The sequence below is a fragment of the Methylobacterium sp. Ger2507 genome, from assembly GCF_055231875.1.
Genome location: NZ_JBUYVC010000001.1, coordinates 1,746,698 through 1,768,736, shown reverse-complemented (window position 1 = coordinate 1,768,736; position 22,039 = coordinate 1,746,698). Strand labels below are relative to the sequence as shown.

At 66.4% G+C, this 22,039-nt stretch carries 26 protein-coding genes; 6 read left to right on the top strand and 20 right to left on the bottom strand.

The features are described 5' to 3' along the window. The gene (locus ACV7NL_RS08240; protein ID WP_282103752.1) at window positions 1-537 is read right to left on the bottom strand and encodes a SiaB family protein kinase; all 537 of its coding nucleotides are present in this window, start codon (window positions 535-537) and stop codon (window positions 1-3) included. Between the two features lie 426 nt (window positions 538-963). Here ACV7NL_RS08240 and ACV7NL_RS08235 point away from each other — a divergent pair, with 426 nt between their 5' ends. Then, window positions 964-1,692, top strand: a complete 729-nt coding sequence (locus ACV7NL_RS08235) for a pyrimidine 5'-nucleotidase (protein ID WP_056484576.1) — start codon at window positions 964-966, stop codon at window positions 1,690-1,692. Continuing rightward, window positions 1,689-2,111: a metallopeptidase family protein gene (locus ACV7NL_RS08230; protein ID WP_463355377.1), complete on the top strand. Its 423-nt coding sequence runs from the start codon at window positions 1,689-1,691 to the stop codon at window positions 2,109-2,111. The genes ACV7NL_RS08235 and ACV7NL_RS08230 overlap by 4 nt, the downstream gene beginning before the upstream one ends. A 62-nt stretch (window positions 2,112-2,173) precedes the next feature. Here ACV7NL_RS08230 and ACV7NL_RS08225 read toward each other — a convergent pair whose 3' ends face one another. The 5 genes from ACV7NL_RS08225 to ACV7NL_RS08205 all read right to left on the bottom strand — a co-directional run bounded on the left by ACV7NL_RS08225 (window position 2,174) and on the right by ACV7NL_RS08205 (window position 6,151). Continuing rightward, a complete protein-coding gene (locus ACV7NL_RS08225; protein ID WP_463355376.1) occupies window positions 2,174-3,412 on the bottom strand; it encodes a peptide ABC transporter permease in 1,239 nt (412 codons plus the stop codon). 131 nt (window positions 3,413-3,543) lie between these two features. Next, window positions 3,544-4,068: a DUF2937 family protein gene (locus tag ACV7NL_RS08220; protein WP_056180067.1), complete on the bottom strand. Its 525-nt coding sequence runs from the start codon at window positions 4,066-4,068 to the stop codon at window positions 3,544-3,546. Window positions 4,069-4,134: 66 nt separating this feature from the next. Beyond that, entirely contained in the window at window positions 4,135-4,314 is a 180-nt protein-coding gene (locus ACV7NL_RS08215) for a hypothetical protein (protein WP_244476930.1), read from the bottom strand. A 116-nt stretch (window positions 4,315-4,430) separates the two neighbouring features. Beyond that, complete coding sequence (locus ACV7NL_RS08210; protein ID WP_463355375.1) at window positions 4,431-5,432, bottom strand: WD40 repeat domain-containing protein; 1,002 nt, start codon at window positions 5,430-5,432, stop codon at window positions 4,431-4,433. Window positions 5,433-5,467: 35 nt separating this feature from the next. Further along, window positions 5,468-6,151: a YoaK family protein gene (locus ACV7NL_RS08205; RefSeq protein ID WP_056179465.1), complete on the bottom strand. Its 684-nt coding sequence runs from the start codon at window positions 6,149-6,151 to the stop codon at window positions 5,468-5,470. Between the two features lie 168 nt (window positions 6,152-6,319). Here ACV7NL_RS08205 and ACV7NL_RS08200 point away from each other — a divergent pair, with 168 nt between their 5' ends. Genes ACV7NL_RS08200 through ACV7NL_RS08190 form a run of 3 tightly spaced genes read left to right on the top strand, consistent with a single transcriptional unit; the run spans window position 6,320 to window position 8,284 of the window. After that, a complete protein-coding gene (locus ACV7NL_RS08200) occupies window positions 6,320-6,748 on the top strand; it encodes a response regulator (RefSeq protein ID WP_056179462.1) in 429 nt (142 codons plus the stop codon). 44 nt (window positions 6,749-6,792) lie between these two features. After that, complete coding sequence (locus tag ACV7NL_RS08195) at window positions 6,793-7,155, top strand: hypothetical protein (protein ID WP_056179460.1); 363 nt, start codon at window positions 6,793-6,795, stop codon at window positions 7,153-7,155. 55 nt (window positions 7,156-7,210) lie between these two features. Beyond that, entirely contained in the window at window positions 7,211-8,284 is a 1,074-nt protein-coding gene (locus ACV7NL_RS08190; RefSeq protein ID WP_056484114.1) for an ROK family protein, read from the top strand. Window positions 8,285-8,302: 18 nt separating this feature from the next. Here the strand turns inward: ACV7NL_RS08190 and ACV7NL_RS08185 are convergent, their stop codons facing one another. The 14 genes from ACV7NL_RS08185 to ACV7NL_RS08120 form a co-directional block, all read right to left on the bottom strand. Beyond that, a complete protein-coding gene (locus tag ACV7NL_RS08185; RefSeq protein WP_056484110.1) occupies window positions 8,303-8,911 on the bottom strand; it encodes a DUF2939 domain-containing protein in 609 nt (202 codons plus the stop codon). Window positions 8,912-8,931: 20 nt separating this feature from the next. After that, on the bottom strand, window positions 8,932-9,489 hold the full coding sequence (locus tag ACV7NL_RS08180) for an RNA pyrophosphohydrolase (RefSeq protein WP_463357084.1): 558 nt from the start codon (window positions 9,487-9,489) through the stop codon (window positions 8,932-8,934). Between the two features lie 61 nt (window positions 9,490-9,550). Continuing rightward, window positions 9,551-10,771, bottom strand: coding sequence for a divergent polysaccharide deacetylase family protein (locus ACV7NL_RS08175; RefSeq protein ID WP_463357083.1), 1,221 nt, complete (start codon window positions 10,769-10,771; stop codon window positions 9,551-9,553). Between the two features lie 134 nt (window positions 10,772-10,905). Next, on the bottom strand, window positions 10,906-12,228 hold the full coding sequence (locus ACV7NL_RS08170; RefSeq protein WP_056179446.1) for a S41 family peptidase: 1,323 nt from the start codon (window positions 12,226-12,228) through the stop codon (window positions 10,906-10,908). After that, complete coding sequence (locus ACV7NL_RS08165) at window positions 12,228-13,517, bottom strand: murein hydrolase activator EnvC family protein (protein ID WP_463357082.1); 1,290 nt, start codon at window positions 13,515-13,517, stop codon at window positions 12,228-12,230. Before ACV7NL_RS08165 ends, ACV7NL_RS08170 begins: the two co-directional genes overlap by 1 nt. 47 nt (window positions 13,518-13,564) lie before the next feature. Continuing rightward, the gene (rlmH, locus tag ACV7NL_RS08160) at window positions 13,565-14,068 is read right to left on the bottom strand and encodes a 23S rRNA (pseudouridine(1915)-N(3))-methyltransferase RlmH (RefSeq protein WP_056484101.1); all 504 of its coding nucleotides are present in this window, start codon (window positions 14,066-14,068) and stop codon (window positions 13,565-13,567) included. Between the two features lie 13 nt (window positions 14,069-14,081). Further along, entirely contained in the window at window positions 14,082-14,423 is a 342-nt protein-coding gene (rsfS, locus tag ACV7NL_RS08155) for a ribosome silencing factor (RefSeq protein WP_338011489.1), read from the bottom strand. Window positions 14,424-14,595: 172 nt separating this feature from the next. Next, on the bottom strand, window positions 14,596-15,219 hold the full coding sequence (locus ACV7NL_RS08150) for a nicotinate-nucleotide adenylyltransferase (RefSeq protein ID WP_056484098.1): 624 nt from the start codon (window positions 15,217-15,219) through the stop codon (window positions 14,596-14,598). 30 nt (window positions 15,220-15,249) lie between these two features. Beyond that, window positions 15,250-16,548 (bottom strand): glutamate-5-semialdehyde dehydrogenase, encoded by a 1,299-nt coding sequence (locus ACV7NL_RS08145; RefSeq protein WP_463355374.1) that lies wholly within the window; start codon window positions 16,546-16,548, stop codon window positions 15,250-15,252. A gap of 106 nt (window positions 16,549-16,654) precedes the next feature. Continuing rightward, complete coding sequence (gene proB, locus ACV7NL_RS08140) at window positions 16,655-17,791, bottom strand: glutamate 5-kinase (protein ID WP_463355373.1); 1,137 nt, start codon at window positions 17,789-17,791, stop codon at window positions 16,655-16,657. 76 nt (window positions 17,792-17,867) lie between these two features. After that, window positions 17,868-18,902: a GTPase ObgE gene (gene obgE / locus ACV7NL_RS08135; RefSeq protein ID WP_247636945.1), complete on the bottom strand. Its 1,035-nt coding sequence runs from the start codon at window positions 18,900-18,902 to the stop codon at window positions 17,868-17,870. 159 nt (window positions 18,903-19,061) lie between these two features. Then, window positions 19,062-19,328, bottom strand: a complete 267-nt coding sequence (gene rpmA, locus ACV7NL_RS08130; RefSeq protein WP_056179428.1) for a 50S ribosomal protein L27 — start codon at window positions 19,326-19,328, stop codon at window positions 19,062-19,064. Between the two features lie 39 nt (window positions 19,329-19,367). After that, entirely contained in the window at window positions 19,368-19,682 is a 315-nt protein-coding gene (gene rplU / locus ACV7NL_RS08125; RefSeq protein WP_055947814.1) for a 50S ribosomal protein L21, read from the bottom strand. Between the two features lie 210 nt (window positions 19,683-19,892). Then, on the bottom strand, window positions 19,893-21,425 hold the full coding sequence (locus tag ACV7NL_RS08120; protein WP_463355372.1) for a helicase HerA-like domain-containing protein: 1,533 nt from the start codon (window positions 21,423-21,425) through the stop codon (window positions 19,893-19,895). 175 nt (window positions 21,426-21,600) lie between these two features. Between ACV7NL_RS08120 and ACV7NL_RS08115 the strand changes: the two genes are divergently transcribed. Then, on the top strand, window positions 21,601-21,990 hold the full coding sequence (locus ACV7NL_RS08115; protein WP_056179422.1) for a DUF2267 domain-containing protein: 390 nt from the start codon (window positions 21,601-21,603) through the stop codon (window positions 21,988-21,990). The last annotated feature ends 49 nt before the right edge of the window (window positions 21,991-22,039 follow it).

Below are 22,039 nucleotides of genomic sequence, written 5' to 3'. Positions count from 1 at the left end.
TCAGATATAGGCTTTGAGACAGAAGAAGCTGCGCGCGGCGCCGAGCTCCTGAAAGTCGTACTCGACCGGCGCAGAGGACCGCCGTGCGATCTCGATCAGACCGATGCTTCCCCCGAGGCTGCCCTCATCCGGCGGCTGACGCAGCTTCTCGCGGTAGAACGCCTTCAGCTCATCGCTGTTGAGGCTGGCGATATGGTCGAGCCGGGCCCGCAGCGAGGGCACATCCGCCTCGGGCAGTTCGTTGCCGCAGACGACGTAGAAGCGCCCCGCTTCCATGCCGACGACGATGACCCCGTTGCTGATCAGTCCCGGCGAGGGTCCGGACGGCTGCGCGACCTTGTCGGCGGAGTATCGGATGACGTTCTGCGCCTGCTCGACGAAGATCGCGAAGACGCGCTTGGCCACGGTCGCGTCCGTTTCACCCTGGCTCATCCGCAACCTCAGCACCTCGCCGAGCGAGAAGAGGACATTCTCGGAGATGTCGCCGCCGAAGGAGAGAATAACGCCCTGACGCCGGGAGGCATCGAAGAAGTTCATGAAATCGCGAGCGAGCAAAGCAATTTCTCCCGGTTTACGGGGTCGTACGCCGCGGCACACCTTGCGCTGTACGGCCACACTGCAATAGCCGCTCATTCGTATATGTCGGGTTAAGGTGATACGCCGGAAATTTCAACCGCATCTTGAGCAGCATATCGCCAAATCAATGCCGGCAATGCCTATTCACCATTCAAATATTGCCGGATTGCCTAAATGCCAATCATTTTACGCTGGAACAGAACGGCCTCGATCGCGACCTGATCTCATTGCGATGGCCTCATGCCGATGGTCTGGCCGGCCACCTGCTTGCCGGATCGCTGCGGCCATGCTCTGAAAAGGAGCGACGCCACGCTTTCCTTCTCGGAGTCCGGCCCCCACTTGGAGCGGCCGGGCTTCTCCGCCCACCCCGAACCGCATTGCGACACCGTGTTCCTGCCCGGCGAGATTCACTTTACCACCGCCCAGTCCCGCGGCTTTCGCCACGTCGATACTTGGGTCTTCGACCTCGACAACACGTTGTATCCCAGCGATGCGCGCGTCTGGCCACAGGTGGACGAGCGCATCACGCTCTACGTCATGCGCCTGTACGGCCTGGACGGGTTGTCGGCCCGCGCCCTGCAGAAATACTTCTATCATCGCTACGGGACGACCCTGAAGGCGCTGATGGTCGAGGCTGAGATCGACCCGCACGACTTCCTCGATTTCGCTCACGACATCGATCACTCCACGATCCGTCTCGACCCTGCCCTCGGGGACGCCATCGAACGGCTGCCCGGTCGCAAGCTGATCCTGACCAACGGCTCCCGCCGCCATGCCGAGAACGTCGCGGCCAAGCTCGGTATCCTCGACCATTTCGAGGACGTCTTCGACATCGCGGATGCGGACTTCGTTCCAAAGCCCGAACGCTCGACCTATGAGCGATTCCTGAAGCGCCACGGGGTCGACCCTCGTCGGGCAGCCCTGTTCGAGGACATCGCCCGCAACCTGGTCGTTCCGCACGACATCGGCATGTCCACCGTTCTGGTGGTGCCCCCGACGGTCGACCCGTTTCGCGAAGCCTTCGAGCAGGAGGCCGTGCGCGAGCCGCATATCGACCATATCACCAGCGATCTGGCCCGGTTCCTGGAACAGCGCGTGCTGCCGGAACTCGTATGACCCGCGAGATCCCCCGGGACTGGACGTCGGCCCGAGCGCCGGGGCTCGTGGATTTCGAGGACTTGGCGCACGCCGCCTTCTCCAACCTTCCGCTGGTGTTCCGCAATCTCTGCGCGGGCCTCGTCATCCACATCGAAGACTTTCCCGACGACGAGACCTTGCAGGAAATGGACTGCGACAGTCCCTTCGATCTCCTCGGTCTATTCCGCGGCATCGGCCTGGCGCAGGGGGGCGATGTCGCGACCGGACAGATGCCGAACCAGGTCTGGCTCTATCGCCGCCCCCTTCTCGACGAATGGGCCGAACACGACGAGACCCTCGGCCATCTCGTCACGCACGTCCTCATTCACGAGATTGGCCATCATTTCGGCTTGTCGGACGCCGACATGGCGGCGATCGAGGCCGCTGCGGACGCGTAACCCCGCGCCCCCTTATCGGAAGCGATCGTCCGGCGCCCGAAAGACGTCCGCCGCTGTCGGGGTCAGGCCTTCAGCGCGGAGGGCAACAGACTGGCCTTGGGCCGGCGGGTTCGGAACTGCCCGCGCTCCACCGCCACGAAGACCAGGATGGCGACCGCCAGAGTGGTGAGCCACCACATCACGGTCATACCGACGCCGATACACGCGATGACGAACGCGGACGCGAAGGCCGCCATCGCTCCCGGCACCAGAACGGAGGCCTCGCGTCCCGCTCGGCGAATGGCGGCATACAGGGCGAACGCGGCGGCGAAAGCGCCCACCAGCCCGAGTTCGTACCAAAGTTCGAACAGCAGGGTGCGCGGCGCATTCATCGGCAGCAGGTTGACGAAGCGGCCGCGCAGGGCCGTCTCCAGGCCGTGCCCGGTGATGAGGCGCACCGGCTCGCTGGTGACGATCGTCTGCCATGCCTTCAGGCTGAGGACGCCGGGCGCGCGGCCGCCGAACAGGGTCGCGCCGATCGGGCGCGCCAGGAACGGGAGAACCGGACCCAGCACGAGAAGCGTCGCAGCGGTGCCCGCCAGGAGACGCGGAGTGGAAACCGGCCGGAAGGCGGTGAGCGCGAAGGCCACGGCTCCGATCGCGAGCGCGACCAGGGTCGTCGGGCCCGGGGAAATCAGGAGCGCCACCGACACAACCAGGCCGAGGCCAAGTGCCTCGCCATTGCGCCCGCGCGACCGAAGCCATGATACGGCAGGCCAGACGAACAGGATGAGAAGGATCAAACCCCGGTCCAGGATGGAATCCTCATCGGCGCGCAGGAAGCCCTGGCCGAACGGCCCTTGTCCCGTGAGCCCGAGTCCGATGGCGAACAGGGCTGCCGCCGCGACGCCTACCGGCAGCAGGTAGAGGTTGGCCGAACGCATCCGGTCGGGGAGAGCAAGATATCCCCCGATGGTCATCAGCAGGGTCGCGACGAGGTTGAGAAGCCGCTCGGTGGCGAGACTGAGGAACGGAGTCCAGATCAGCGACAGCGCCGACCACAGGATCACCAGGGCGCCGGCCAGGAAAGCGGACGAACGAAGCAGGCGCGTCGAGGCCGGCCGGACCGAACGGGACTTGCCGTCGATGGCGCTGGCGAGCACCAGCAGCGCAATGGAGATTGGTGCGAGGATCACGACCGCGCGCCGGGCGACTTGAGCGGCGACCGGCATGACCACGAACAGGCCGATGAAGCCGATCCGGCGTAGAAGCGCGGCGGCGTCGAGGGCTGGATCGATGGAGGTGATAGGCGCGCGCGGCATGGGTTCGATTAAGGCCGTGAATCGACGCCAGGATGGGGCCCGCGTGCTGAGGCACAGACCCTAGTCCACCCAGTTCGGCCGGGCTGTAGACGTCGTGCAACAGTCGGGCCTCAACGGCCCGGCGCTCTGGTTCATGCCCGCCGGGGCACGGGTCGCGTGCGTCGGCCAACGACGCGCTGGCCGAGATCTACGAGCAGGCGAAGACCCGCCCAGGCGACGAGAAAGCCGAGCAGTCCCGCCGTCACGCCATCGGCCGTCGTGGGAATGGCGGGCGCGTAGTCCTGATAGGTTGCGCGCGCGAGAGCGAGGTCGGGATCACGCAGCAGGACGACGACGCGTCCGAGAGGCCCGGCTGCTTCTGCGAGCGCTTGGCGCTGCCGGGTCAACGCAGCGAGGCGCGCGATGTCCTGGCGAGCTGCCTCGCCGCGTCGGGCCACCAGTGCATCGCCGTCGCTGCGCAGGCGTGCGACAGCATCGTCCCGGCTTCGGCCAGTCGCGACAGCATCGGCTTCGAAGCCGGAGACGACACGGCGGAGTTCATCAAGGGTGCCGCCGAGTCGCTGGGCATATTGCTGAGCGAATTCCGGGGCCTGCGCCGCGATGGCGCCAACGAGGAGCCCGAGGGCGAGCCCGAGAGTGCGTAGGACGCGAAACATCGGCACCTCTGCGCGCTTGCGGGTGTGGGACAAAGCGTGGCGGCACGGCCGGTTCCGGTCGTTCCATCACGCCTCGCGCTCGCCCTCCTCCCTGGCGAACGCTTCGACGATGTCGGCCTCCGTAATCTCCGGCATCGCACGTACGACCTTGATGGCACGAGTCGGCCGTCCGGACACCATGATGAGGATCACAGTCTCCAAGCCGGGGCAGGCCGGATCAGCACAGACAATCTCGCTGGCCTTCACGACGGCAGAATCCGGCAGGGCGCTACAACGTCGGACCCAGGCGACGATCGCCGCGCGGGCCGCCTGATCCGCAGGGGGGCGGCGGGCTCCAAATCCCAGCAAGGCCACGATGCGCCTCAGGCCGGAAGGTTGAGGATACCGGCCTGCCCATCGGCGCAGCCAAAGGCAAGACGATTGCCGCGGCCATCCCAGGCCAGGGCCGAGATGGCGCTGTCTTTGACCGCCCGGCGCACCAGCAACTCGGAGGCGTCCGCGAATCGCACGAGCAGGATGCAGCCGTCCTCGTAGCCAATGGCCAGCACGAGTGCCTTGGGGTGAAACGCGACGCGCGAGACGCGCGCCGGGCGCACGCCGCACTCGCGGGGGGCCTTACCGGTCGGGCCTTCCTTCGAGTCGAACGGCCAGACGATGGCCGCCTCGGCGCCGCTTGTGGCGAGCCAATGGCCGTCGCCCGACCAGGACACCGAGCGCACCTTCGCCGGGTAGCCGGACATCCGCATATGGCCGCGGTCGGGCTGAAGGCGCCAGCCATGCAGGGAGTTCTCTTGCATGGTGGTCACCACGAAACGACCGTCCGGCGACCAGGTCACGTCGATATGAGACCCCTTCCACTCGACGAAATCGGGCGCGGTTTCGAGGTTCGGATACCAGAGGGTGGCGCCGTTGTAGTGTGCGACCGCGAGCCGGTAGCCCTTTGGCGCGAACGCAAGCCCGCGCGCTGTGGAGGGAGCCGCGAAGGTCTTCTCGCGGCCTTTGGCATCACGGGCGACGACGTTGCGGCCGGCCGCATAGGCGATGCCACCATCGGCATGCAGGGCCAGAGCATCGATCCAGGCGCCGTTCTTCACGCTCGCAACCTCGATGACCTCGCCCCGGCCCGATATCGCCACAACCCGTCCGTCATCGCCTCCCGTGACGAGGCGGCGCCCGTCACTGGCGCCCACGAGAATACCGGAGTCCGGATGCGCCTCCACCCGCTTGGCTTCTTCATCCGACACGACAAGGACGCCGCCGTCGCCGAGCGCGAACGCGACCGTGTCCTGCAGCCAGACCGCCTGCGTGACGTGGGCGCCGGCCACAACCGGCATGACGTGATCGAGGAGGGAGGGGGCTCTCATGCGGACAGATCTCTTGAAGCGCGAAACTCGCGGCCTCACCTCGCAACGATCTTGGTGCCGCTCCCCTTGGACACGGGAGTGCGCGCGATCAGGATCGTCGCGACGAGCGCGAGGACACCGGCGATGCCGGCGGGAATAGCGAGGGCATACAACGCCAGCTTCCCATAGGCGACCGTTCCGGCGATCGATCCGATCAGGAGCGAGAACCACACGACGGCATCGCCGACCCAGGCCAGACGGGCGCCGCGGCGTGCGAGTGCCAGCGCCAGTTTCTGCCCGAAGCCGAACAGCGCTCCCGTGACGAAGGTGGTTCCGGCCCGGAAGCCCTGAACATGCGAGAGCACGGCGTTCTGCGCACCCATGGCGAGGGCCAGCATGAGGGACGCGATGCCGGAATCGGGAGCCGCCGTCGCAGCCTGGAAGGCCGCACTCACCACCGCCGTTTCAAAACCGAGGATGACCGGCGTGACCCAGCGCGCCGGGGTCAGGGCCGAGAGGCCGCCGCCGCAGATCCCACCAAGCAGGAACGCGAGAATCAAGAGCGCCGGCAACAGCGCGTGGTGCAGGTTGCCGTGTCCGAGCGAGACCGCGAACTGGGTGGTATTTCCGCTCATGAACGAGGTGTAGAGGCCGCCGAGCCGGATGAAGCCAAGAGCGTCGACGTAGCCTGCAAGGGCCGTGAGGACGACTCCGAAGCCGAGGTGCCAGGTACGGGTCATGGATGCTGCGCGCACCCGTTCACCACCGAGCCCGCAAGGTTAAAGCTTCGCTTACCAAGTCCGCGCAATTGGAGTGAATGGCAGCGAACGATGCCGACCGGCCGCCCGTTTGTCTTGCGATCCGGCACGGGCCTCAGGGCCTCACGCCGGGTGAGTCGGAGTTGCGTCATGATTTCCTTCGCTTGCGCTTTTCCCACCGTGCCCGCCTTCCGTCCGCGCATCGCCACCGAGACCGTTCTGGTGGTCGAGGATGAGGCGATGGTTTGCGAACTGGCTGCCGAGGCCTTGCTCGACGAGGGCTACCGGGTCCTCACGGCAGCCGATGCCGACGCAGCCGAGGACATCCTGGCGCGGGAACGGGTGGACCTGCTCTTCACCGATATCGATTTGGCTCGCAACACGAACGGCATCGCGTTGGCGCATCGCGCGCGCCGGCACTTGCCGAACCTGCCGGTCGTCTACACCTCGGGAGGGCGCGGACATTTGTCCCAGGCCGATGCGGTCGCGCATTCCATCTTCGTTCCTAAACCCTACCGGCTGAGCCAGCTCGTGGCCCTCGCCAACGAGATCCTGCGTTCCGACCCTCAGCACGCCTGAACCGGCCGCGCATCGTGCGCGCGCCGCCCCCCTGGAGCCCCACGATGCGCACCCCCCTCGCCACTGCCCTCGTTCTTTTCGCCAGCGCTGCCGCGGCACAGGCCGCCTGCGATGTGAAAGGCGCGAAGCTCGAAGAGGCGATCGCGGCGAAGAGCGAGCTGCGTGAAACCGCCAATAAGCAGACGGTGCGCGACCTGCGCACCCTTCGGGATGCCGCCATCGTGCTCGAAACCTACAAGTACGCCGCCGAGTGCGAGCGCCTCGTGGAGATCGTGCGCGCGCTGGCGGCCAATCCCGAGAAAACGATCGAGCGCGGAGGCGATACGGACGAGGACAAGGCCGAGGATCTCATGGAAGCCCGCGAGCCGAAGGCTCCGACCGCCGGAGAAACCCTGAAGCCCAAATAAACGGCTTGGGCGTTGAGGTGCGCATGACAGCGAGGCGAGGGGTAGACGAATCGGCATGGTCAAGGACATTCAGTTCCGCGAGGCGGGTCTCGCGCACGCGGCCCAGAGGCTGCCCTCCGTCGTAGTCGACGACTACAACATCGAGCTGAAGGACGGTGACGGCTTCATCGGCGATCGGGTCTCCAAGTCAGCTTTTCGCGAGATGCTGGAAGCGTGCCGCGACAGCCTACGCGCGCTCGGTCCAGATCCTCTCGGCGACAAGAAGAGCTGTGATTTCTCGAAGCGGCGCCTCGACCAGATTCTGGTCGCCGACGACCCGCTCGCCTCGGGCGTCGTGTTCAGCGCTATCGAGGGCTTCGGACAGGAACTCGCGCGAGTGGTCAAGATCTTCCTGAACCAGGACGGGTGGGCCGGAACGCAGGCGATCGTGGTCGGCGGCGGGTTCAGCGACAGCCAGGTCGGCTACCTCGCCATCGGTCGAGCCGGTGTCCTCCTGCGCGCAGCGGGTATCGATGTGACCCTCGAGCCCATTCGGCACCATCCCGACGAGGGCGGCCTGATCGGTGCGGTGCATCTGGCGCCCGCATGGATGTTCGCGGGATATGACAGTCTGCTCGCCGTTGACATCGGTGGCAGCAACATCCGTGCCGGCGTGGTGACGACGAACCTGAAGAAAGCGCCGGACCTCTCTCGCAGCGAAGTGTGGCGCTCGGAGATCTGGCGACATCGCGACGAAGATCCGATGCCGAGTCGGGACGAGGCCGTGGACCGGCTGATCGGTATGCTGTCGGATCTCATTCGCCGAGCGGACCGGGCCAGCTTCAGCTTGGCGCCCTTCATTGGCATCGGCTGCCCGGGCATGATCGAGGCCGATGGTACGATCAAGCGTGGTGGCCAGAACCTGCCCGGACACTGGGAAGGCGACGACTTCAACCTCGTAGAGCGGATCGCGGCAGCAATCCCCAGGATCGGCGATCACGCCACCATGGTGGTGATGCACAACGATGCCGTCGTCCAGGGACTGAGCGAGGTCCCGAATCGCCAGGATGTGACCCGCTGGGGGGTGCTCACCATCGGCACCGGGCTCGGCAATGCCCGATTCACGAACCGGGGTGCGGACGAACCCTGATCCGCGGCACCTTAGCTGTCAGCGCGTCTTCGCGCTGGTGCGTACGAAGGACTGGGCGATGCGCTCGCGCAGCTCTTCGTTCAGTTCGATATCGACGAGGCGCCAGGACCAGCCGCGGAGGCGCAGGCGGATCCGCAATCGCCGATCCCTCCCCGCCTCGGGTGGTATGCCGATCACGACGGTGCGGAACCCGCGCATCTCGGAGGCGAGATAGAACGGGATCAACCGCCGGACGCTTTCGATGTGCAGGCCACCTGCGGGCTTGGTCTTCGGCCCATCGCGTCCAAGCTCGACGGATTGCGGCCAACCGTCGTCCAGGAGGTCGACCACCGTGGCGGGTGTCACCAGAGCCTCGGCGATTGGGATCGCCAGGGCGGCGGCGGCCTCGGCGATGCGCTGCCGATCCCGGGGCTCGACATCGGGTGCCGCCGGATCGCGCGCCTGGGCGGCCGCGACCGCCTGTCGGATGACCGACAATCGGAGAGTCCGGAAATTGACGTGCCGGGCGATGTAGTCCGTGTCGTGGGCCTGAACGGCGCGGGCCAGATCGTATAGGGCCCAGAGCGGGGTCAGCGTGAACGCGAACCAACCGATGACCAACAGAATCGGAATCGACCACCAGCGCATCGTGACCCGGCCTCAGGCGATCACGTGGCGGCGTTCCATGTGGTGAGCCCCGCGAAGGCATCCACCACACCCTCGTAGACCGGACGCTTGAACGGAACGATCAGGTCCGGCAGGCCGGACATCGGCTCCCACCGCCACGCATCGAACTCCGACGGGAAAGCCCCCTCGCCTGGATTCGCAACGTCGATCTCGTCGTCCGAGCCGAGGAAGCCGAACGCGAACCACTTCTGGGTCTGGCCCCGGTATCGCCCCTTCCAGGCCTGCTTCAGCACGGCCGGCGGTAGATCGTAGGACAGCCATTCCGGCGCCTCGCCGAGGCGGACGACCGACGCCGAGGAAACATTGGTCTCCTCGTAGAGCTCGCGCAGCGCCGCGGCCTCGGGGTCCTCGCCGGCGTCGATCCCGCCTTGAGGCATCTGCCAGGCACGACCATCAGCAACGTGCTCCGGACCTGCATCTGCCCGGCGCCGTCCAATGAAGACGAGCCCAGCACGCGAGATCAGAGTGATACCGACGCAGGAACGGTACGGAAGATCGGCGCCGTCGGCGGTCGGAGATGCGGTCATGGCGGGGACCATAGGCAGGCCGGTGAGGTGTCGCAACGCACGAAACGGCGTCGCCACGCAATTCAGAGTGGGGTCATGGCCGGTTGCTGGTCAGACGGGTGCCTGCACCGCTGCCGCCCAGGGCCACGCTGACGGGGACAAGCCTGATCCCCCGCATCTCCGCCTCGGCGGCCCAGCGGGCGATTCGGTCGATGCTCATCGGGAGCGCGCTGGCAGAGGCGAAAGCGAACCCCTTCTGCCGCGCCTGAGCTTCGAGGCGAGCCAGCTCCCGATCAATGGCGTCGGGACGCGGAAGAGCGTCGAGGACGATCTCGGCGCGGGCGACAGGCACTTTCGCTTTGGTAGCCAAAGACGCTGCCAGTGAGCGCGGCGAGGTGCCGTCATCGACGAAGCCGAGGCCACGGGCACCGATCTCGCGCAGGATTGGCTCCAAAGCGGCCGGGTCGCTCGTGAGTTTGGCACCCATGTAGTTCACGATACCGACGAACCCGGAGAACCGGCTCATCACCCAGCTCAAGCGATCGAGATTCTCGGGCGGACGCGAGCTGGTCAGCAAGGTCTGTGGACCAGGGTCGCTGTCGGGATAGTCGAAGGGCTCCATCGGGGCCTGAAGCAGGGCTTCGTGCCCAGCTTCGCGGGCTCGCGCGACGGTTCGCTCAAGATCGCTGCCATAGGGCGCGAAGGCGAGGCTGACCGCCGGTGGAAGCCGGGTGATGGCGCTGGCCGTGGCCGCTTGGCTAATTCCGAGACCCGAGACCAGGATGGCAACCCGAGGGCCGACTCCGCCGGTATCGGGCCGCGCATAGACGTCGAGCGCACGCAATCGGCCTTCGCCGAGACGCGGTATGTTGCCGTGGCGGCCGCGCTCGACGAGGCGCGGATCGGGAGCGGCGCTCAGGCGGATTGGTGCCGCGGAAGGGACCTGGATCACGACCGCGTCGGTTGGCGCCGCCGTTCCAGTCGGGCGCACCACCGTCACACCGGAGGCGTTCTCGACATCGCTGGCACTGCTGGAACCTGTTTTCGGACGTTCGACATTGGCTTGCACCTGGGCCGAAGCTTCGGGAGCAGCCTCCGACTGGCGCAGCGCGATGATCGCGGTAGCGCTCGGCTCGCCGCCCCCAGGATCGCCCACGACCATGAGGATGCTGGTACCCAAGACGAGACCCGCCACGAGGCCGCCCAGCACCATCGGGGCGGTGACGCGCGCCTGCCGTAGCGACCGCAGCCAGGAACCGGCTTTGGGCTTGCCGCCAAGCGGTCGGGTCAGGATGTCGTCGGTGGCCACGCGCAGCCGCTTCCCCAGGCTCCCGGTCCGAGGTTTGTGGCGGTTCCGCCCGAAACGGCGACGGCCCCCAACATCGGTCCTGAACCGACATTGGGGACCGCGGTGGTTAAGGCTTCGCTAAGGGCCGCCGGGCATCCGCCTCAGTTCGGCACAACTGCCTTCGGCGTGTTGGCCGCGCCCTTCTGGATTCCACGCAGGAAATCGAAGGCTGCCGTGAGCTGCTTGTCCTTGGCCGGGTCCGGCGGAACGTAAGCAGACGACCCGCCGCGCTCCTCGACGTCCTTCTGCTTCAGGTGCCCCTTCAGGCCGGCCTCGCCCTTGGTCTCGTCCTTGCCCTTCAGTTCGTCCGGCACTTCCTGCAGGACCTCCTGATCCGGCTCGATCCCCTTGGCCTGGATCGAACGGCCCGACGGCGTGTAGTAGCGCGCGGTGGTCAGGCGGAGTGCACCGCTTCCGCCGAGCGGGATGATCGACTGCACGGAGCCCTTGCCGAACGACCGGGTGCCCAGCACCGTGGCACGCTTATGATCCTGCAACGCACCGGCAACGATCTCGGAGGCCGAGGCGGAACCGCCATTGACCAGGACAACAATGGGCTTGCCCTTGGTCAGGTCGCCGGCCTTGGCCGAGAACCGCTGAGTCTCGTCCGGATTGCGGCCGCGCGTCGAGACGATTTCTCCGCGATCGAGGAAGGCATCGGAGACCATCACGGCCTGGTCGAGAAGGCCGCCGGGATTGTTACGCAGATCCAGCACGTAACCCTTGAGCTTGTCGGCGCCGATGTCGGTATTGAGCTTATCGATCGCGGCACGCAAGCCATCGAAGGTTTGCTCGTTGAACTGAGTCAGGCGGATGTAGCCGATGTCGCCGCCCTCGGCGCGCGAGCGCACCGGCTTGATCTTGATCACATCGCGATTGAGCGTGACTTCGATTGGATCCTTCGACTCCTTGCGGCTGATCTTCAGCTTCACGGGCGAGTTCACAGGACCGCGCATCTTGTCGACGGCCTGGTTCAGGGTGAGGCCCTGAACCTGATCCTCGTCGATCTGAGTGATGATATCGTTGGTGAGGATACCGGCCTTCGAGGCGGGGGTGTCGTCGATCGGCGTGACGACCTTGATCAGGCCATCCTCCATCGTGACCTCGATACCCAGGCCGCCGAACTCGCCGCGTGTCTGCACCTGCATGTCGCGGAAGCTCTTGGAGTCCATGTAGCTCGAATGCGGATCGAGCGAGGTGAGCATGCCGTTGACGGCCGCTTCGATCAGCTTCGCCTCATCGGGCTTCTCCACGTAGTCCGTGCGGATTTTCTCGAACACGTCACCGAACAGGCTGAGTTGACGGTAGGTCTCGGCGGAGGCCGCAACCGCGCTCGTCCCCGAGAGAAGGCGGGTCTGGGTCGCGACCATGGAAGACCCGACGCCGAGGAACGCGCCGACTAGAACGAGGGAAACCTTGCGCATTATCCGCGAACCTTCTCGCTGGGGCTTTTCGCCCACCAAGGCTCCGGGTCGATGGAGCCGCCGTCTTTTCTGAACTCAACGTATAAGACCGGATCGCTGCGATCACCGCCCGCCGCTTCGGGACTGGTGCCGCCCTCCCCCATCGCCGCCACCGGCTCGCCCGCGAGCACGAACTGGCCGACCTCGACGTTGATCTGGTCCATCCCCGCCAACAAGAGATAGTAGCCATCGCCGGCGTTGATGATCAAGAGTCGCCCGTACGACCGGAACTGGCCGGCAAAGGACACCCAGCCATCGGCCGGTGAGGAAACCACCGCTTTCGGCCGGGTCGAGAGCGATATGCCGCGGGTGCTTCCGCCATTACCATCGGGCTGGTTGAAGCTGCGCAGGAGGGCGCCGCTGACGGGACGCGGCAGGTCCCCCCGCGTGTCGACGAAACGGACCTTCGGCGCCAAGCGAGCCGGGTCACGCGCCGCGGCGACCGCGAAGCGCTCCTGGGTGGCGCGGACCTCGCGGGTTTCAGCGGCCCGGGCCTCATCGGCGGCCCGGCGCGCCGACGCGACCTCCCCCTCCATCCGGTCGAGCAATTCCTTCAAGCTTCGAGCCTGAACCGAGAGTTCGGCAGTGCGGGTCCGCTCGGCGGCCAGCCCGCTCTCGACCTCGGCCTGTCGTGTCCGGCGCGCCGCGATGAGAGCATTCAGGCGCTGCTGTTCCCGCGCCCAACCCGCCAGATCGTTGGTCAATCCTTCGCGATCGGCAGCGATGAGACCCTTCAGGCGGACGAGTTCGGTCAGGTCGCCGGCCAGGGTCTCGGCTTCCCCGCGCAATTCGGGCACGACTGCACCAAGCAGCATCGACGTGCGGATGACCGCGAGCACATCCTCGGGACGGACCAGGACCGCCGGCGGCGGCCGGCGACCCATGCGCTGGAGCGCGGCAAGGATCTCCGCGATAACGCCCCGCCGGGATTCGAGCGAGCGCCGAAGTGCCGTCTCACTGGTTCCGAGGGTCTTCAGGCGGTCCTCGAGTCGGCTCATACGAACTTCGGTGGCCTGGGCCTGACGCGCGGCATCGACGAGGGCGGTGTTCAGCTTGGCCCGGTCGCCGCCGATGGCGGTAATCTCCGCCTCGAATTTGGCCCTGGCTCCCGTACTGGCCGCAAGCGCGTCTTCGATGCGCTTCAGGTTGTCGGCGCGGCGGGTCTTCTCGTCGAGCGCGTTCTGGACAGCCTCCGGCGTCGAGGGCTCCTCGGCGCGGGGTACGCACGTGAGAGCGAAGAAAGCGGCCATCATCAGGCCGCTCCTCACCCCAGTACGTCTACGTCGGGTGCCCGATGTCATCGGTCGTCGAGGTTTCCGCGGTGATACGGGTGGCCGGCAAGGATCGTCAGCGTGCGGTACACCTGCTCCAGGGCGAGGACGCGCACAAGCCCATGCGGCAAGGTGGCGGCTCCGAACGACAGGGCCAGTTCGGCACGTGACCGGACGGACGGGTCCAGACCATCAGCGCCCCCAATTGCGAGGATGAGGGCTGAGCGTCCTGCATCACGCCAGCTCCCGACACGCTCCGCGATGAGCTCGCTGGTCAGATCGGAGCGTCCGCGCTCATCGTAGACAGCCAGCACGGCACCGGTTGCGGAAGCAAGCCCAAGGATGGCCGCCCCCTCCTCGGACGCACGGTCCTGTGCGCGCCGTGCGCGGCTCTCGGGAATTTCGGCGATGTCGCAGGCTGCGAACCCGAGTCCCCGCCCGACTTGAACGGCTCGCTCACGATATCGCGCGGCGAGATCTCGTTCGGGACCGGGCTTCAGACGGCCAACTGCCGCGACCAGCAAGCGCACGATGCGCTGGACTTCATTCGGCCAGGGCAGCGGCGGGACGGTCGGCCCCCCACATTTTTTCCAGATTGTAGAAGCCGCGCACTTCCGGTCTAAAGATGTGCACGATGATGTCGCCGGCATCGATCAACACCCAATCGCAAGCCGGAAGCCCCTCGACCCGAGCCGTACCAAGCCCTTTGGACTTGATCTCCTGGAGGACGCGATCCGCGATCGCGCCGACATGGCGCTGAGAGCGGCCTGACGTGATAATCATCGTATCGGCCAGGGAGGTTCGGCCCATGAGATCGATCTCAATCGTCTCCTCGGCTTTCATGTCCTCGAGGCATTCGAGGGCGAGGCTCCGGAGATCGTCGATCTTCCGGTTGGTGGATTCCTCGGAGCCCGGGGCTCCGGTGTGGACCGCGTCGTTCAGCGTCTGGGTTCCTGCAATCGCCATCGTCATCCCACCATCGTACTCCGAATAGGGATAAAGTGGAACGTGGCTCTTGCCTTTTCCATCGAAGGCACCCGCCGTCTCGTACAGACGCCTATGCGAACACGTCTGGGCCGGCTCGCAGAGCCGTGGACGAGAGGGTCGAACGCGGCCCGTGGAGGAAAACCCAAGCTGGAGCTGCGCGATCAGACAAGCTTGCCGCGTTCGATTCCGCGATGCGCCAGCGCGCAAGGACGTGGGCGGCGCGAGCGGCCGGTGCGGTCAGGGTGAAGCCCGGACGATCGACGATGGCGAGCGGCATCAGGGCGGCGATCTCCAAATATCCCTGCCAGCGGTGAAATGTCGCGAGGCTGTCGGCTCCCATGATCCAGACGAACCGCACAGCCGGATTTCTCTGTGTGAGGAACCGCAAGGACTGACGGGTGTATCGGGCGCCGATCTGCGACTCGAAATCCGTGACCCGGATTCGGGGATGGTCGGCGACGCGCTGCGCCCGTTCGACCCGGCGGTTGATGGCAGCGAGGTCGCCCCGATCCTTCAACGGGTTACCTGGCGTCACCATCCACCAGATCGCATCAAGCCGCAGCCGCTTCAGGGCGACGAGGCTGACATGCCGATGTCCGAGATGCGCCGGATTGAACGAGCCCCCGTAAAGACCGATGCGCAGGCCCGGCGAAACGGGTGGCAGATGCGCCGGGCCCGACGCCTCAAGGCGCATCGCGCCTCGATCGGATCGCGGGAGTTGGCGTCAAGGGCGCGTCTGCCCGTTGCCGTGAACCCGGTACTTGAAGGTGGTCAGTTGCTCGACCCCCACCGGCCCACGTGCGTGCATGCGTCCGGTGGCGATGCCGATCTCGGCACCAAAGCCGAACTCCCCGCCGTCGGCGAACTGGGTCGAGGCATTATGTGTGACAATGGCCGAATCGACCTCCGCCAGGAAGCGTGAGGCTTCCGTCAGGTCATCGGTGATGATCGCGTCGGTGTGATGCGATCCGTTGGTCTCGATATGTTCGATGGCGGCATCGAGACCGTCGACGACCCGAACCGAAATGATGGCGTCGAGATATTCGGTGCGCCAATCGACCGGCGTGGCGGCGCTGACGCGGGCATCGATCGCCTGCGTGGCCGAATCGCCGCGCACGGCGCATCCGGACTCGAGAAGCGCAATGACGAGCGGCGCCAAATGCGTGTCGGCGCAGGCGCGGTCGACAAGCAGGGTTTCGGCGGCCCCGCAGATGCCGGTGCGCCGCATCTTGCTGTTAAGAACGATGGTGCGGGCCATCTCGAGGTCCGCGCCCGCCGCGACGTAGACATGGCAGATACCGTCGAGATGGGCGAAGACGGGGACGCGAGCTTCCGCCTGCACCCGCTCGACCAGCCCGCGCCCGCCGCGCGGCACAATGACGTCGATACCACCGTCGAGGCCGGACAGCATGGCGCCGACCGCCGCGCGATCCCGGGTCGGCACGATCTGGATGGCGTCGGCCGGAAGACCCGCCGCCTCCAGCCCTGCCCGCATGGCACGCGCAATGGCCATGGCAGAGCGGTGGCTGTCGGACCCGGCGCGCAAGATCGCCGCATTGCCCGCTTTAAGGCAGAGCGCGCCCGCATCGGCCGTGACGTTGGGCCGACTCTCGAAAATGACGCCGATGACGCCGAGAGGCACGGCAATGCGTTCGATCAACAAGCCGTTGGGCCGCTCGAAGGCAGCGATCTGCCGCCCCACCGGATCAGGGAGCGCTCCGATTTTGGCCACCGCGTCGGCAATCGCCCCCAGACGCCCTTCGTCCAGGGTGAGGCGGTCGAGGAGCGCCTGGGTCTGGCCCGCGGCGCGGGCCGCCTCGACGTCGAGAGCGTTTTCCGCCAGAATCGTATTCCGCTCCGCCCGGAGGCGTTCGGAGATGAGGCGAAGCGCGGTGTCCTTGATCTGAGCTGGAGCGAGAGCGATCTTGCGGGCCGCAGCACGGGCACGCTGGCCCAGGGCGTTCATCTCCGTGGAGAGATCGGCGGGGGGCGTAAACTCGGATCGCAGGTTCAGAACGGGCACGGCCTTAATCCTCGCGACCGTCGCGATGGCACGCGGCCGCCTTGTGTTCCGACCCGTCATGCCACGCCAGAGGCCATTAGAACAAGCATACGGGCTGACGGATCAGCTATTCCCCCACCATCGCGAGGTCATCGCGGTGTACCATTTCCGCGCGTCCCGGATGGGTCAGAAGATCGGCGATCTCCCGGCTCGGCCGGCCGATGATGCGCAGGGCCTGGTCGCTGTCATAGGCCACGAGTCCGCGTCCAAGGGTCCGTCCAGCTTCATCCCGGATCACCACGGCATCGCCGCGTCCGAACCCGCCCTGGACGCGGGTCACGCCCACAGGCAGCAGGCTGGCGCCACCCTGGAGAGCACGCGCGGCGCCAGCATCGACGGTGAGGATACCACGTGGCTCCAGGGAGCCGGCGATCCAGCTCTTGCGCGCTGTCACCGGGTTGGAGCCTGATAGGAACCAGCTGCAGCGCCCCCCCTTCAGGATGGTTCGCAGCGGATTCTTCTCGCGCCCATCGGCAATGACCATGTGGGTGCCGCCGCTGGCAGCGATCTTGGCTGCTTCGACTTTGGTGCGCATACCGCCGCGCGAGAGTTCGGAGGCCGGACCACCAGCCATCGCTTCGATCTCCGGCGTGATCCGCTCGATGATTGGAAGGTGCTGCGCATTCGGATCGGTATGCGGCGGAGCCGTATAGAGGCCGTCGATGTCGGAGAACAGCACCAGGACGTCGGCTCCGATCATCGTGGCGACGCGGGCGGCCAGACGATCGTTGTCGCCGTAGCGGATCTCGCTGGTAGCGACCGTGTCGTTCTCGTTGACGACCGGGACGGCGCGCACTTCGAGGAGCTTGAGCACCGTGGCGCGGGCATTGAGGTAACGCCGACGTTCCTCGGTGTCCTGCGGCGTCACCAGGATTTGCCCGGCGGCGATGCCGTGATGCCCAAGGGCCTCGGACCAATGGCGCGCCAGGGCGATCTGCCCCACGGCCGCTGCGGCTTGGCTCTCCTCCAGGCGCAGGGTGCCGGGCGGATAGCCGAGCACCGTCCGGCCGAGCGCGATGGCCCCCGATGAGACGACCAGCACATCCGTCCCGCTGGCGTGAAGATCGGCGATGTCCTCTGCCAAAGCGCTCAGCCAGGCATGGCGCAGACGACTGCGCACGCGGTCAACGAGCAGAGCCGAGCCCACCTTGATGACGATACGGCGGAAGTCGTGGAGATTGGGGATCTGGACGTCGGTGGTCATCGGCAGTGTCGGCGGGAGGACGGTGAAGCGTTTGTGACGAGCGCGTGTCGCCGGCACAAGGGCCGTGCGCTCCCGTTCAGGGCTGCCACGCCTCGGCCGGCTGCGCCTCGGCCTCTGCCAGCTTCGCCGCATCCATCTCGCGAGCAAGCGCCCGCAGGGCATCCTGCACACCGAGGCCCGTGGCTGAGGAAAGCACCAGCGGCTTCTTCTTCGAGGCACGCTTCAGACGGGCAACCTGCTCCTTCAACACATCCGGATCGACGACGTCGGCCTTCGAGAGCGCGACGATTTCAGGCTTTTCGTCGAGGCCGTTGCCGTAGGCTTCCAGTTCGCGCCGGACGAGCTTGTAGGTCTGGCCGGCATGCTCGTTCGTCGCCTCCACCAAGTGGAGCAGCACCCGGCAGCGCTCCACGTGGGCCAGGAACTTGTCGCCCAAGCCGACGCCGTCATGAGCGCCCTCGATCAATCCCGGAATGTCGGCAAGCACGAATTCCCGCTCATCGGAGCGTACGACGCCGAGTCCCGGATGCAGGGTGGTGAAGGGATAATCGGCGATCTTGGGCTTGGCCGCCGTCACGGTGGCGAGGAAGGTCGACTTGCCCGCATTGGGAAGCCCGACCAGTCCCGCATCGGCGATCAGCTTCAGGCGCAGCCACACCCACTGCTCATGGCCTTCCAAGCCCGGATTGGCGTGCTTCGGTGCCCGATTGGTCGACGTGGTGAAGTAGGCATTGCCAAAACCGCCGTTGCCGCCCTTGGCGAGACGCACACGCTGGCCGACATGGGTCATGTCGGCGATCAGGGTCTCGCCGTCCTCGGCCAGGATCTCGGTTCCGGCAGGAACCTTCAGCACCACATCGGCGCCGTTGGCACCGTGGCGGTTGGAGCCCATGCCGTGCTCGCCTTTCTTGGCCTTGAAGTGCTGCTGGTAGCGGTAGTCGATCAGGGTGTTGAGGCCGTCGACGCACTCGACCCAGACATCGCCGCCGCGCCCGCCGTCGCCACCGTTCGGGCCGCCGAACTCGATGAACTTTTCACGGCGGAAGGCCACGCATCCGGCGCCACCGTCGCCGGAGCGGACATAGACCTTGGCTTCGTCGAGGAATTTCACGGGCGGGCTCGGATCAGTTCGGATGTCGGGATGTCGTGTGTCGCCGGAACGACAAAGCATGAAACGACAACGGGGAAGATGGTTTCCCATCTTCCCCGGGATCATGTGGTGGCTAGGCCCTCTCCCGGGAAGATCCCGTGAGAGCCTCGGGGAAGCGCCTTACTCGGCAGCTTCCTGCATCGGGACAACGGTGACGAAGGCGCGACCGCGCTTCGTCTCAAACAGCACGCGGCCGGCCGCCTTGGCGAACAGGGTGTGGTCCGTGCCGATGCCGACATTGGTGCCGGGATGCCACTTTGTGCCGCGCTGGCGCACGATGATGTTGCCCGGAATGACGGCTTCCGAACCGAACTTCTTCACGCCGAGGCGCTGACCAGCCGAGTCGCGGCCGTTGCGGGACGAGCCGCCTGCTTTTTTATGAGCCATGGGAAATTACTCCGAAGTCTTGGATCTCAGGTCGGATCGTCAGGCGCTGATGCCGGTGATGCGGACCACCGTGTGATGCTGGCGGTGGCCCCGCTTGCGGCGGGAGTTCTGACGGCGGCGCTTCTTGAAGGCGATGACCTTCGCGTCGCGGCCGTGGCTGACGATCTCGCCGGTGACGCTGATGCCCGAGAGCAGCGGCGCGCCGACCTGAGTGGCGCCTTCGCCGTTCGTGAACAGGAGCACGTCACCGAAGGTGACGGCCGAACCGGCTTCGCCTTCGAGCGTGGCGATCGTGATGGTGTCGTTGGCGGCAACGCGATACTGCTTGCCGCCCGTCTTGATGACTGCGAACATCGTTCTCTCTTCGTGTTCTCTGCCGGCCTCCGGCGCGCCTCGCGGCGAATCCTGGACCGTCTTCTTGTTCAGGTCATCCGCACCATCGGATCGAGCCGGGGGCGAACGCGAAACGCGCGGACTTCGTCGAGGAAGCCGCGCGAGAGGGGGTGGATAGGCGGGGATGGGGTGATTTGTCAATGACGGCGGGTGGCACCGAGGTGACCGGGCCTACCGCTTCGTCAATCCGCCGAGCACGTTGCGAAGGATCGCATTGCCCACCTCGGTCCCGACTTTCCGTGCCATCGAGCGCGCGGCGTTGCCGAGGACCTGTTCGGCAAGGCTCGGGGGCGGGCGGCGCCCCTTCCCCACCGGCTTGGTGCCGAGAACGCCGCCGAGCCAGCTCCCGAGCATCCCGCCCAAACCGCCCTCCGTCACCTCCGGGCCGTCGGTTCCGCTGCCGTCGAGCCCCTTGCGGGCGGCCAGCATCTCGTAGGCACTCTCGTTGTCGACGGACTGGTCGTACTTTCCGCGCACGGGACTTTTTGCGATGAGATCGGCCCGCTCGGCCGGTGTGATCGGACCGACTCGGCCCTGCGGGGGTGCGATCAGGGCGCGCTCGACCACGGACGGCGTGCCCTTGGCTTCCAGGAACGAGACGAGCGCCTCACCAACGCCGAGTTCGGTGATCGCCTTGGCGACGTCAAAGCCGGGATTCTGGCGGAATGTCTCGGCGGCGGCCTTCACGGCGCGCTGATCGCGGGGCGTGAAGGCGCGCAAGGCATGCTGCACCCGGTTTCCGAGCTGGCCGAGGACCGATTCCGGTACGTCGAGAGGATTCTGCGTCACGAAGTAGACGCCGACGCCCTTCGAGCGGATCAGGCGTACCACCTGCTCCACCGCATCCAGAAGGGCCTTCGGGGCGTCGTCGAACAGGAGGTGCGCCTCGTCGAAGAAGAAGACGAGCTTCGGCTTGTCGAGGTCGCCGACCTCCGGCAGCTGCTCGAACAGCTCCGAGAGCATCCAGAGCAGGAACGAGGCATAGAGCCGGGGCCGCTGCATCAGCTTGTCGGCAGCCAGGATGTTGACGATGCCCCGGCCCTCGCGGTCCACCCGCATGAAATCGTTGAGGTCGAGGGCCGGCTCGCCGAAGAACCGGTCGGCGCCCTGGTTCTCCAGCATCAGGAGTTGTCGCTGAATGGCGCCGACGGAGGCCGCCGAGACGTTGCCATACTGGCCCGAGACCGCCTTCAGGTTCTCGGTGAGGTGGAGCAGCAGGGCACGGAGGTCCTTGAGATCGAGGACCGGCCATTTGTTGTCGTCCGCGACCCGGAAAGCGATGTTGAGCACGCCCTCCTGGGTGTCGTTGAGTTCCAGCAGGCGCGCCAGCAGCAACGGCCCCATCTCGATGACGGTGCAGCGGATCGGATGGCCCTGATCCCCGAACAGATCCCAGAACACGGTCGGAAAGCGGTCGGGCTCGTAGGGAATGCCGAGCTCGTCGGCGCGCTTGACGAAGACCGGCTTCGACTCGCCGGCAACGGCCAGCCCCGAGAGATCGCCCTTGATATCGGCGGCGAAGACCGGGACGCCGGCATTGGAGAATCCCTCCGCCATCACCTGCAGGGTCACGGTCTTGCCGGTGCCCGTCGCTCCGGCCACGAGGCCGTGGCGGTTGGCGAGCCGAAGCGTCAGGCCCTCGGGTTTCAGACTTCCATCCTTGAGGGGCGCCTTGCCGACTAGGATCGTACCGTCGTCCTGCATGATCGTCCGCTCCTCGTGCCCGTCGCAGCGCCGAAGCGTCGACCGTGAGCGTTATGGCGCCCGGGCGCGGCATTTTCCAGCGGTTCGCCGAGCGCTCTTGATTTCGCGTCGGCGAGGCCGGATGGACAAGATCCCGACCGTGCAGAGATGCCGACCGTGCAGGAGTCCGTTTAAGATGGAAGAGTTGATCGCCCGCGTAACGACCCGGACCGGCCTCGATGCCGCAACGGCGCAGACCGCCATCGGCCACATCCTGGCCTTCCTGCAGAAGGAGGGGCCGGCCACGGAGGTGAGCCAGTTGCTCAGCGCTCTGCCGGGATCCGAGGCCGCGATCGCCGAAACCAATGCCGGCGAAGCCGGCGGCGGCGGCCTGATGGGCATGCTCGGCGGCATGATGGGTGGTGGCGTCATGGCGCTCGGGCAGAAGCTGATGGCTGCCGGCGTGCCGATGGGCCAGATGCAGCCGCTCGGCCAGGAACTGTTCGCCTATGGCCGTGAGAAGGCCGGCGAGGACGTGATGGGCCCGATCGTCGGCTCCGTCCCAGGCCTGAACCAGTTCGTCTGAGACCAGCGTCGGATCCTTCGGCGACTACCCATCGGGGCGTCGTCGGAGG